11 protein-coding genes are annotated in these 9,639 nt (G+C 64.7%); 6 read left to right on the forward strand and 5 right to left on the reverse strand.

Annotated features, from left to right (window positions below):
* From QOI01_RS08595 to QOI01_RS08615, 5 genes are all read left to right on the forward strand, one after another.
* Positions 1-95 (forward strand): SDR family oxidoreductase (locus QOI01_RS08595; protein ID WP_526379907.1); only part of this gene is annotated, 95 nt, incomplete at its 5' end.
* A 390-nt stretch (positions 96-485) separates the two neighbouring features.
* Entirely contained in the window at positions 486-908 is a 423-nt protein-coding gene (locus QOI01_RS08600) for a nuclear transport factor 2 family protein (protein ID WP_526379890.1), read from the forward strand.
* Between the two features lie 183 nt (positions 909-1,091).
* Positions 1,092-1,682, forward strand: a complete 591-nt coding sequence (locus tag QOI01_RS08605; protein ID WP_526379891.1) for an NADPH-dependent F420 reductase — start codon at positions 1,092-1,094, stop codon at positions 1,680-1,682.
* Positions 1,683-1,820: 138 nt separating this feature from the next.
* Positions 1,821-2,699 carry a TIGR03619 family F420-dependent LLM class oxidoreductase gene (locus tag QOI01_RS08610; protein WP_526379909.1) on the forward strand — a complete coding sequence of 293 codons (879 nt, stop codon included), beginning with the start codon at positions 1,821-1,823 and terminating at the stop codon, positions 2,697-2,699.
* Positions 2,700-4,382: 1,683 nt separating this feature from the next.
* A complete protein-coding gene (locus QOI01_RS08615; RefSeq protein ID WP_526379893.1) occupies positions 4,383-5,171 on the forward strand; it encodes a substrate-binding domain-containing protein in 789 nt (262 codons plus the stop codon).
* A 274-nt stretch (positions 5,172-5,445) separates the two neighbouring features.
* Here QOI01_RS08615 and QOI01_RS08620 read toward each other — a convergent pair whose 3' ends face one another.
* The 4 genes from QOI01_RS08620 to QOI01_RS08635 all read right to left on the reverse strand — a co-directional run bounded on the left by QOI01_RS08620 (position 5,446) and on the right by QOI01_RS08635 (position 7,237).
* Positions 5,446-6,294: a cutinase family protein gene (locus QOI01_RS08620; RefSeq protein WP_526379895.1), complete on the reverse strand. Its 849-nt coding sequence runs from the start codon at positions 6,292-6,294 to the stop codon at positions 5,446-5,448.
* Between the two features lie 140 nt (positions 6,295-6,434).
* Entirely contained in the window at positions 6,435-6,563 is a 129-nt protein-coding gene (locus tag QOI01_RS08625) for a hypothetical protein (RefSeq protein ID WP_526379897.1), read from the reverse strand.
* A 70-nt stretch (positions 6,564-6,633) separates the two neighbouring features.
* Positions 6,634-6,963: an SDR family oxidoreductase gene (locus QOI01_RS08630; RefSeq protein ID WP_526379899.1), complete on the reverse strand. Its 330-nt coding sequence runs from the start codon at positions 6,961-6,963 to the stop codon at positions 6,634-6,636.
* 136 nt (positions 6,964-7,099) lie between these two features.
* On the reverse strand, positions 7,100-7,237 hold the full coding sequence (locus QOI01_RS08635) for a hypothetical protein (RefSeq protein ID WP_526379901.1): 138 nt from the start codon (positions 7,235-7,237) through the stop codon (positions 7,100-7,102).
* Positions 7,238-7,563: 326 nt separating this feature from the next.
* Here QOI01_RS08635 and QOI01_RS08640 point away from each other — a divergent pair, with 326 nt between their 5' ends.
* Positions 7,564-7,689: a hypothetical protein gene (locus QOI01_RS08640; protein WP_526379903.1), complete on the forward strand. Its 126-nt coding sequence runs from the start codon at positions 7,564-7,566 to the stop codon at positions 7,687-7,689.
* 62 nt (positions 7,690-7,751) lie between these two features.
* On the opposite strand, the gene QOI01_RS08645 is transcribed toward QOI01_RS08640, so the two are convergent.
* The coding region (locus tag QOI01_RS08645; protein ID WP_526379905.1) for a thioester reductase domain-containing protein at positions 7,752-9,639 on the reverse strand (1,888 nt) is incomplete at its 5' end.

Genomic DNA, 9,639 nt, shown 5'->3' on the forward strand with positions numbered 1-9,639 from the left:
AGATCGCGTCGGCCGCGTTGTTCCTCGCCTCCGACGACTCGAGCTATGTCAATGGCCACGAGCTGGTGGTCGACGGCGGCACCACAGTGATCTGAGTGAGCGACAACGGGATGTACGCCGACAAAGACGTCGTCGCACCGGACCGTGGCCACCAGCGCAAAAATACTGGCCTGCCGATTTCCAGGAATCCGTTGTGGTGGGCCGTTATCCGGTTTGTTTGCACAGCCTCGCATTGAGGGCTTCATCCCGGACCCAATGACCTGGCGGGTCCGGCTCCGTAGCGAGGTTGCCGCGACCCTGCGGCCAGTCAGCTCAAGGTCCATCACGACGACGCGATATGGCGCCACCGGGAATCGACGAAATTGATTCTCAGTCGGCGCGTCCATCTCACACCTTCATGGCCTGAGCACACCCGCTGAACCGTACGGGTGGGCGGACCGACAGGTCTCACACACCACAAGGAAGAAACACAATAAGGAGTAGTCATGACCACTTTGGCCCCGCACCGCGACACCGTGGAAGCCTTCGTCGACGCCATGCACGGCGGCGCCGACAGCGACGTTCTATCCAGAATCCTCGCCGAGGACGTAGTGCTGTACAGCCCGCTCGGCGATGAGCCCACCACCGGCCGCGAGGCGGTCCTGGAAGCCATGCAGGGAATTGGCGGGTCGGCCGACCTCACATACAAGGAAGTCCTCAGCGGCGAAACGCACCACGCCGCGTCCTTCCGGCTGCAGATCGAAGACACCGCGGTCGACGGGATGGACTACATCCTGCTCGACGCCGACGGCAAGATCGCCGAGGTGACCATATGGTGGCGGCCGCTTCCGTCCGGCGTCCAGATGCAGGCACACCTGGCGGATGCGCTCGGCATGCAGCCCTGGGAACTGCGCACGAACGGGGAGTAGCGACGAGCGCCGTGCTCTCCGCCAGGCCCGCCAAGCCCGGCATGAGGGCTCGGCCAGTTCGGTTCCAACCTCGCCACGCTTCCTCGGTTGCTGCGTAATCAAAAATCTGAACTGTGTAGATGAGTCAACGCTTTTCGACTAATCAAGATAGGAACTCACATCAGCATCATCGGCGCCGGGAACATGGCCCGCACCATCGGCACGCTGGCGGTCAAGGGCGGCAACACCGTCGAGGTCATCGGCCGCGATCAGTCCAAGGCAGCAGACCTGGCAAAGGATCTCGGCGGCAGCGCCACGGCCGGAACGTGGGGCGCCGCCCCGGCCGGCGACATCGTCATCCTCGCCGTGCTGTTCGCCAGCGCCGTACCGGCCGTCAGCGAGTACGGGGACGCACTGGCCGGCAAGATCATCGTCGACATCACCAACCCCTTCAACGACAGTGCCACCGGGCTGGCCATCCCAGCCGACACCTCGATCGCGCAAATGGTCGCCGAGGCCACCGCGCCCAGCGCCCATGTCGTGAAGGCGTTCAACACCCTCTTCCAAGTCGTCCTGGCCAAGGGCCAGCCTCTCGACGCCTTCCTCGCCGGCGACGACGAGCGCGCAAAGGCAGCTGTGGCGGAATTCATCGAGACCCTCGAGCTGCGCCCGCTAGACGTCGGCAGCTTGAACATGGCGCACTACCTGGAAGGAATGGGCCTAGTCGCGGTAGGTCTCGCCCAGCACGGAGTGGGCAACCTCGACTTCGCCCTCGGTGTCACCCTCCTGGGCTGAGCGCACTGCCGCCCAAGGCCCAAGCCGTGGACGGACAGGGGGCGTGCATCCAAATAGTGGTTGATCGTTCACCGAAATATTCGCAATGCCAAACATCAGTGCCGGCCGACGATCGGCTGCCTAGAAAGGATTCCCGCGATGAAGCTTGGTTTCGTTCTTCCCTTTGTCGGGCCCGCTGTCAGCAGCGCCCCTGGTCTGAGCGCGTTCTGCCGCGAACTCGAGGACCTTGGCTACGACACGCTGTGGGTGGGCGATCGACTGGTCACGCCGGTCGATATGCAAAGCACCTATGCGGGCAAAGAGCAGCCGTACCCGCCGCAAATGAAGCGTTACCTCGACCCGGTGCTGCTGTGGACGGTCGCCGCGACGGCGACCAGCCGTGTGAGGCTGAACTCCAGCACCTTGAGTACGTTCTACTATGAGCCGACGCACCTGGCCCGGCTACTGACCACGCTCGACGTGCTCAGCGACGGACGCCTTGACGTCGGCGTGGGAGTCGGGTGGATGAAGGACGAATTCGACATCGCCCGCGGCGCGGACTGGAGTCGACGCGGGCGCATGCTCGATGACGTACTGGCGTTCCTGCACGAGTGGTGGACGACCACTCCGGTGTCCTGGGACAGCGAGTTCTTGTCGTTGCCGCCGGTCCATGCTGACCTGCGCCCGGTCCAAGCTGGCGGTCCGCCCATCTGGATCGGCGGTACCAGCGAGGCCGCCATGCGCCGGGTCGGCCGCAGCGGCACCGGCTGGCTCGGGGTCGAGGGGCTGCAGGACTCCGATCACTTGTGGTCGATTGCTCGCCGTGCGGCGCAGGACGCCGGCCGCGACCCTGACGCGCTTAAGACGGCCGTGCGGGTCACCCTCGAACCGGGTATGTCCGTTGACTCGGTTGCCGAGAAGCTCGAACGCTTCGCCGGGTCCGGCATTGATGAGGCGATCCTGGATGTCTTCGCAATGTTCCCCAGCCTTGACCAGATGCTTGACTTCGCCAGCCAGGTAATCGCGAGAAGGAAATAATCACGGGAAGCTTGACGGCAAGGTAGTCGTAATCACGGCGGATCAAGCGGTATGGCGCTGGCCGGTGCCAAGTTGTTCGTTGCACAAGAAGCTCACGTCTTCATCACGGGCCGGCGCTGGGACGCTCTGGATGAAGCCGTCAAACTGATCGGCCGGAACGTGACCGGCGTGGAGGCTGATTCGGCCCAACTGGATGATCTGGAGTTGGCCCGATGGCCGCACGACACAACGTCCCCACCGACGCGACACTCGTTCGGTGCTCTTTTAAAGTCGCCGACTGGGCTTGTGCCGCCGCGGCCAGGTTGGTGGCCTGGATCTCGGGGAGCCGCGCACCGGCGGCCTGGCTGGACATCGGTCTGCAGAGCGCAACCGGTATCCCGGGCACCCAGATCGGCCCCCGACGAATTCCTCCTGCCGATGCCAACTGCGTCGTCTGCGGCCGACGCACGGCATCAGACACATTGGCAGTCGCACCGCACGCGCGCGGAAACAGGTAATCGCGCCGCGAGCCCACAGGGCTGACAGACGGCCCCCGGGGCGGGAGACTGGCCTGGCGCCCATGCGGACGTGCGTCGTCTTCGCGATCCCATGAGTGAGTACCCGCTCTTCGCCAGTCGACGATTATTCGGCGGATATGTCCGAGAACCGGCAGGAATCGCCCGGAACCGCTGGTAATGCTATTGCGATCAAAACTGTTGTGCAGCAATGCTTAACGGGCATTTGCGGGACCTTCTAAGAAGCACGGATCGGAAATCCGTTGGCCCTGGGTTCAGGTCCCAGTCGCCCTACAAAGGTTTGTCGAGGTAGAGACGCTTTCCGGACGCCGGTCCCGCTCCGTCGGGCGGGTCGGCCCCGGCGTTACCCCGGCGGCGCGGCGGTCGCAATTCAGATCAGCGAGAACGCCGGCTACACCGCCCCGGTCATCCAGGTTCCGTAGTCATGGTCAACGAGTTCCCGCCGAAGCCACGAGCGTCGGGCATCGACCCCGGCATCGAGCAGTCGATCTCAGAAGCAGAACGGCAGCGCAGCTTCGCCGAACCACAGCACGGCCCTTCAGCGACGACTTCTACGGCCAAGGCAAGGACGGCCCGAGTGAATATTCGTTCGGCCCCGGTCTATCCCCGCCCGGCACGGAGCGCGCCACCCCCGAGGACGGCGGCGTGTACCGGGACAGGACCCCGCGACGTGGCCAGCCAACAGACCGCGACTACACCGCACCCGGCAACCCCGGCGTGCAGGTCGCGGCTTTCGACCATCGAGAGCCTTCGGTCGGCCAAGTCGCCCGGCCGCGTAGTCGACGGGCCTCACGTGCAGCGATCGCAACACCGTCACCGAAGCCCACGTTGCCCCAACGGTTGAGGCAGCTCCCGCACCCGGTCGAACGACCTTTGAGCCCCTTTGGCGGTTTCGGCATTTGACCTGCTCACGGCGCTGTACGGTCGGCTCTACCCAAGACATGGGGATCCGGCCCTCGCTGGTGCGAAGTCCGCAGCAACCTCTACTTCGGAAGCACACGCTCATCTGCTCGATGAACCACCGAAGAACGAGGGAGACGCATGTCAACCAAGAGTCGTCGAAGACGTGCGACGTGCCTCATCGCCGTCGGCACCATCAGCGCGCTGACACTCGCAGGCTGCGGCTCCAGTTCAGCCCAACCGGGCGAGCCAACCACCGGGGGAGTCGTTGCGCATCGCACTGTCCGCGCAGCCTCAGGCATCGCTGGTGCCGCTGGTCTACGGCGTGGACCACAACGGAGCCGACTTCGATCTGCCGCTCAGCGTCGACAAGAACGTCACGATCTTCGATTCCCACACCACCGCGGCCCAGACCGTGCTCGCCGGCAAGGCCCAGGTCATGGGGTCGTCGGTCGCGTCGATCTTGGACGCACGTGAGCAGGGCGCAGACCTCAAGATCTTCTGCCCGTACGTCAGTATGGACGACTTCGTCCTGGCAGGCGCCCACGGTGTGAACACCGTCGGCCAGCTGTTCGAGCCGTCGACCCGGGTCGGCATCGACAGCCCGGGCGGCGCTGGAGCCATCATCCTCAACGCGTTGCTGCGCGGTGTCGGCGAGACACGCGACACCGAAGACATCCCGACTCAGCAGATCGTCGAAAGCTCAAGCGCTCGGGCAGCGGAGTGGGGTGCCGGCAACATCGATGCGACGGTGATCCATGAAAACCAGTGCGAACGCCCCAAAGGCGCAGTGAATCAACCTGTTCGGATTGTCACGCTCCACGAGAAACGTCGGCACCTTCATCAAGGAAGCTCAGGGCGCCAAGGCGGATTGGCTCGACCAGAATCGCGAACTCGCCGCCAGGTACTGCGCCACCACACTGCGGGCGATGAAAGAACTGAAGGGCAACTTCGCCCTATTCCAATCCGCGGTCAAGCAATACGTCAAGGATCCACCCGCCGAAGACTCATTGAGGGTGCTGTTCGGACTCATCGACAAGTATCCGTTCTGGACTGACGACGGTGGGCTTTCGACGACAGCGTGCAATTCATGATCGAGGTAGCGACTACATCGGGGGTTCTCACCAAACCGATGAATGCTGCCGACGTCGTCAGCCGCGAGACGTTGAATGGCGCCGTCGAACTCGCGAATCAACCAGCGGGACAGTGACTGACCGGACCGACGGCAGAAGTGTGCGTACCGATCGCCTTCCCTACTCTGACCCTTTGGGAGCTGTCTTGCTAGCTCGAAACCAAGCAAGTACTTCGAATCTTGCTGGCTGGCTTGGAGATCAGGTCGACGGCGCGACGCTTGGAGGCTGCGGGAGGGTGCCGGGGCCGGGGAGCGGTGCCGGACCGGGAAGCGTCTCGGGAGTCGCCGCGATGTGCGTTGGCGCCGTGCCCTGCAAAGGAGTGGACAGCAGCGCGGGGGTGGCCGTCGACGGCTCGGTCGCCGCAGCGGCCCAAATGGCTTGCAGCCGCTGAGCTACGAATGTCGCGCCCTGGTCCGCGAGGCCTAACTCGGCGTATTGGTTGTGCGCGGAGAAACTTCTTCCGTGTGGGTCGCACACCAAATCGTTGTCGACACACAAATCAACGGCCTTCGCCGCGTAGTTGGGCCCGACGACGACATCTGGGTCGTTGATCGCGTTCATGAAGCGCGTCGACGGCTTTCCGAACAGGGCGACGGCTGCAACGTGATCGGCCACCTCGGGTGGCATCGGCGTGGGGATGTCCAACGGTGAGACACCGTCGGGCACCACACTCGCGGTGACGAAGCCCATGACTGCCGCGCCCTGGGAGAAGCCGCCGAGCACCATCTTGGTGTCAGGACAGCTCGCGGCGGTCGCAAGGATGTGGGCGCGTGCATCGGCGATGCCCTCGACAGCGGTCGCAAATTCCATGGTCGCGGGGTAGTCGACGGCGTACACGGTGAGCGACTTCGTGCCGAGCTGTGGGCGCAGCGAGTCGACGAACGCCTGGCCGACAGGGCCGACACCAGGCGCCTCGGTGGTGCCGCGGGCGAAGACCACCTCGGTGTCGGGGCACGGTGCGGCGGATGCCGTCTGCATGACCGCGGACTGCATCGTCGACAACACCGCTGCCGCCGCTATCACCGCACCAATACCCAATTTCCCCATTGGCACATCCTGACACAGCAGTCAACGGGGCGCGCCGCGAGAAGGTGAAGCCATAGAGAACCCTCAAGAACCTGCGATTCCAGGCTTGCCGATGCGAAGCATCGCGACCAACGCGGTGAGGCCGTCCGGACCGCCGGCCGTCAGGCTATTTCGCCGTTGGCGTAGATCACCTGACCGTTGATCCAATGCGCCGGCCCGGCAAGAAACGACACCACCTCCGCGATGTCGGTCGGCCGGCCGAGGCGCTCCAGCGGCAGCATCGACGCCATGTCGTCAACCGTCGCCTGGTCCTTTCCGTCGAGAACAGCGGAGTCGCAGTGGGACCGGGCGCGACGGCGTTCACCGTGATGTCACGTCCGCGCAGTTCCTTGGCGAGATCATCGTGATGGCCCCGCCGGGACGCAGTCGCCGCGCGGCGTGTTGGTTGACCGCGAACGTGCCGCGGCCGTTGATCTTCCATATCCTGTCGAGCACGGCCAGGTCCAAGTCGACGAGCGGAGCGAGTTCAATGATGCCAGCGGTGTGGACGACGACGTCGATGCCGCCATATCGCTCCTCAGCATCGTCGAAAAGCCTTGCAACATCGTGCTCGTCGGACACATCTGCCTGCAATGCCGCGCTCTCTCCGCCGGCCGCATTGATCGTTGCGACGACCTCGTCGGCGCTCAAGCGGTTACCCCGTACGCGATGACGACCGCCGGCTCGTCGCGGCCCAGACGCTCGGCTGTGACTCGACCGATTCCACCGGATCCGCCCGTCACGATCGCGGTTCGTTTGTTTGGTGGTCATGGTTGCTCCCGCTGTATCAATTCGTCGACATGCCGCTCTCGAGGATTTCAGCCTGCTCTGTGCGCCGCAAGAGGTAGGCGGAAAACTTCACCCGGCCCTCCTCGTCGTGCGGCAGCGACGGCATGGGCATGCCCAGGATCCGCGGCGAATTCACGTCAATGAACGTCGGCAGGATGTCGCATTAGGCGTCAGCCGCGGCCTGTCCAGCGCCTTGCCCTTCATGAAGATCCTGTGGGGAATTCGCAAGCAGTGATAATGACGACATCTCGCTCAGCACAAAGCTTTACGGCACCGCTGCGCCGATCGAGAGCACACGATCGGGCCGTGTACCCGCCGTTACCATCGCGATACCCGGGTCCAGAGCAGAGCTCCTAGAACAATCCGCCCGACAGTGCGCCCGCGATCGTCGAGAGCAAGCCACCGCCCCCTACCACCACCAAGGTCGATGAAGGGAATGTTGTTGCGCCCGTGATTCGGGAAATGACCCCGAGTTACACCCGGGTGCACAACCCGATCACCGGCATGAAGGACCTGCAGCGGTTGTCCGCCGCGGATGGGACCGCCGACCGCAGCCGCGCTATAGATGTCGGCGGTCTCGAACTTTAGGTCCTGTTCGACGTCGGTCGCTCGCGAGGACACGTGATGTCCGAACGCGAATGCGCGCGCGCTCACGCCGTGGTGACCGCCGCCGGCGGCGCCACGAAACCATCGCTGATGAAGCGCGTGAAGTAGTTGCCGAGCACGTGATCGTCGATCGGCGAGCATTGGATCGCCGTGCCCTCCAGGCCGGCCAGCGTGTTCTCACAATCGAACTGAGGCAGCGACTTCATCATGCTCGACACCTCGCCCATCATGCTCAGCGAGAACAGCGGCACTAGTGACGACACGACGTCTCCGCGCGAGGTGGTGCGGCGGAGCAGCTCGGTCACCCATGAGTCATAGGGCACATGCCTGAGCGGATAGCCGAAGTCGCGCATCCAGTCGGCTATCGCGCCGAGCTGCACCCGCCGATGGTTGGCAATGTGAAACGTCTTGCCGATCGCGTCGCGGCGGCCCGAGAGATGCACGATCGCCTTGCTGATGTAGTCGACCGGTGTCATGTCGGTTTCGTCGTGCGCCAATTGTGGCGCGCCCTGCAGCTCGATCCACGATTTCAGCATGCGCGACATGACGTCGCCGGTATTCCAGGCCCCGGTCTCGCTGTGCCCGGTGATCAGGCCCGGCCGATAGATACAGATCGGCAGGCCGCGCGATCGCGCCTCCATCATCAGCTTGTCCGCGACCCACTTGCTCTGGAGGTAGCCACCGTGCAGCGAGCCGTTGTGGTCGAGGGTGTCGTCTTCCCGGATGACGGTGACCTCGCCGGACGAATCGAAGAGCGGAAAGACACCAAGGCTCGACACGTAGTGCACCGGCTTGATCCTGACGCGCGTGGCGAGGCGCAGAATCTCTTCGGTGCCGAGCACGTTCGTCGCCTTGAGCCGCTCGTAAGGAAAGATCCAGTTCACGAACGCGCCACTGTGATAAATGACGTCGATGGTCGCCGCCAGATCGGCGCTCACGGCCGCCGACACGCCGAGCCCCGGCTCGCCGAGGTCGCCCGGCACCGGCACGATGCGGCTCTCGAGATCGTCGTGCCACAGCGAGTAGGTCTGCAGCGTCTGGCGCAGACGCACCCGCCCCGCCTCGATACTCTCGGCGCGCACGAGGCAGTGCACGTCGGCGTTGGTTCGATCCAGGAGCTCGCGCAGGAGGAATGCGCCCAGGAATCCGGTGGCGCCCGTCAGGAGGATGTGGCGCGGGTGATCGGTGAGCTCCGCCGACTGCGTCCCCGGCGTGATCGTCGGGTCGAGCCTGACTTCATCGGACAGCGCCCTCACGTTGACCGCGAGCCGGTCGCCGTTGAAGAGTTCCTTCCCCGCCTTCTGCCACAGCGGCTTTGCCTCGGCCCCGTCGTCGATGCCGATGGTCCGGAGCAGCGAGTCGACGGCTTCGTCGGACAGCTCGTCCACCTTCGAGCGCAACTCTGCGTTGTGACCCGTGGGGCTCCACCCGCCCGCTCCGCCGGCGTCGGCGGATGCCGGCACGGTTGCCGCCGGCACCGCAACGAGTTCCGGCAGCTGAGTCACCAGCCGGGCACCGAGGTGCGCGAGGCTCGGTCCCTGCAGCAGCGCGGTCACCGGCAGGGTGAGCCCGAGGTCGCCTTCGACGCGGTTCTTCAGCTCCACCGCCATCAGCGAATCGATCCCCAGTTGGGTGAGCGGCTGTTGCACATCGACCTTCGACGGCGAGCATCGCAGCACGTGGGCGGTCTGCTCGACCAGGAACGCCTCGATCAGTGGCTGCCGTTCGGCGGCGGAGGCCGCGCCGAGCTTCTCGCCGGTGAGACCGTCGTTCGAGCGCGGCGCCCGTCCCGGTTGCGACTCGTGGGTGACCTCTTCGGCGAGCGCCGAGAGGATGGGCGGCGACATCAGGCTGAGCAGGCGGCTCCAGTCGACTGCAATCGCCATGGCCTGCGGCGAGTCGAACTGCAGCGCTCGCTCGAGCAGCTGCATG

It is taken from the genome of Mycobacterium sp., assembly GCF_032162605.1.
Taxonomy (GTDB): domain Bacteria; phylum Actinomycetota; class Actinomycetes; order Mycobacteriales; family Mycobacteriaceae; genus Mycobacterium.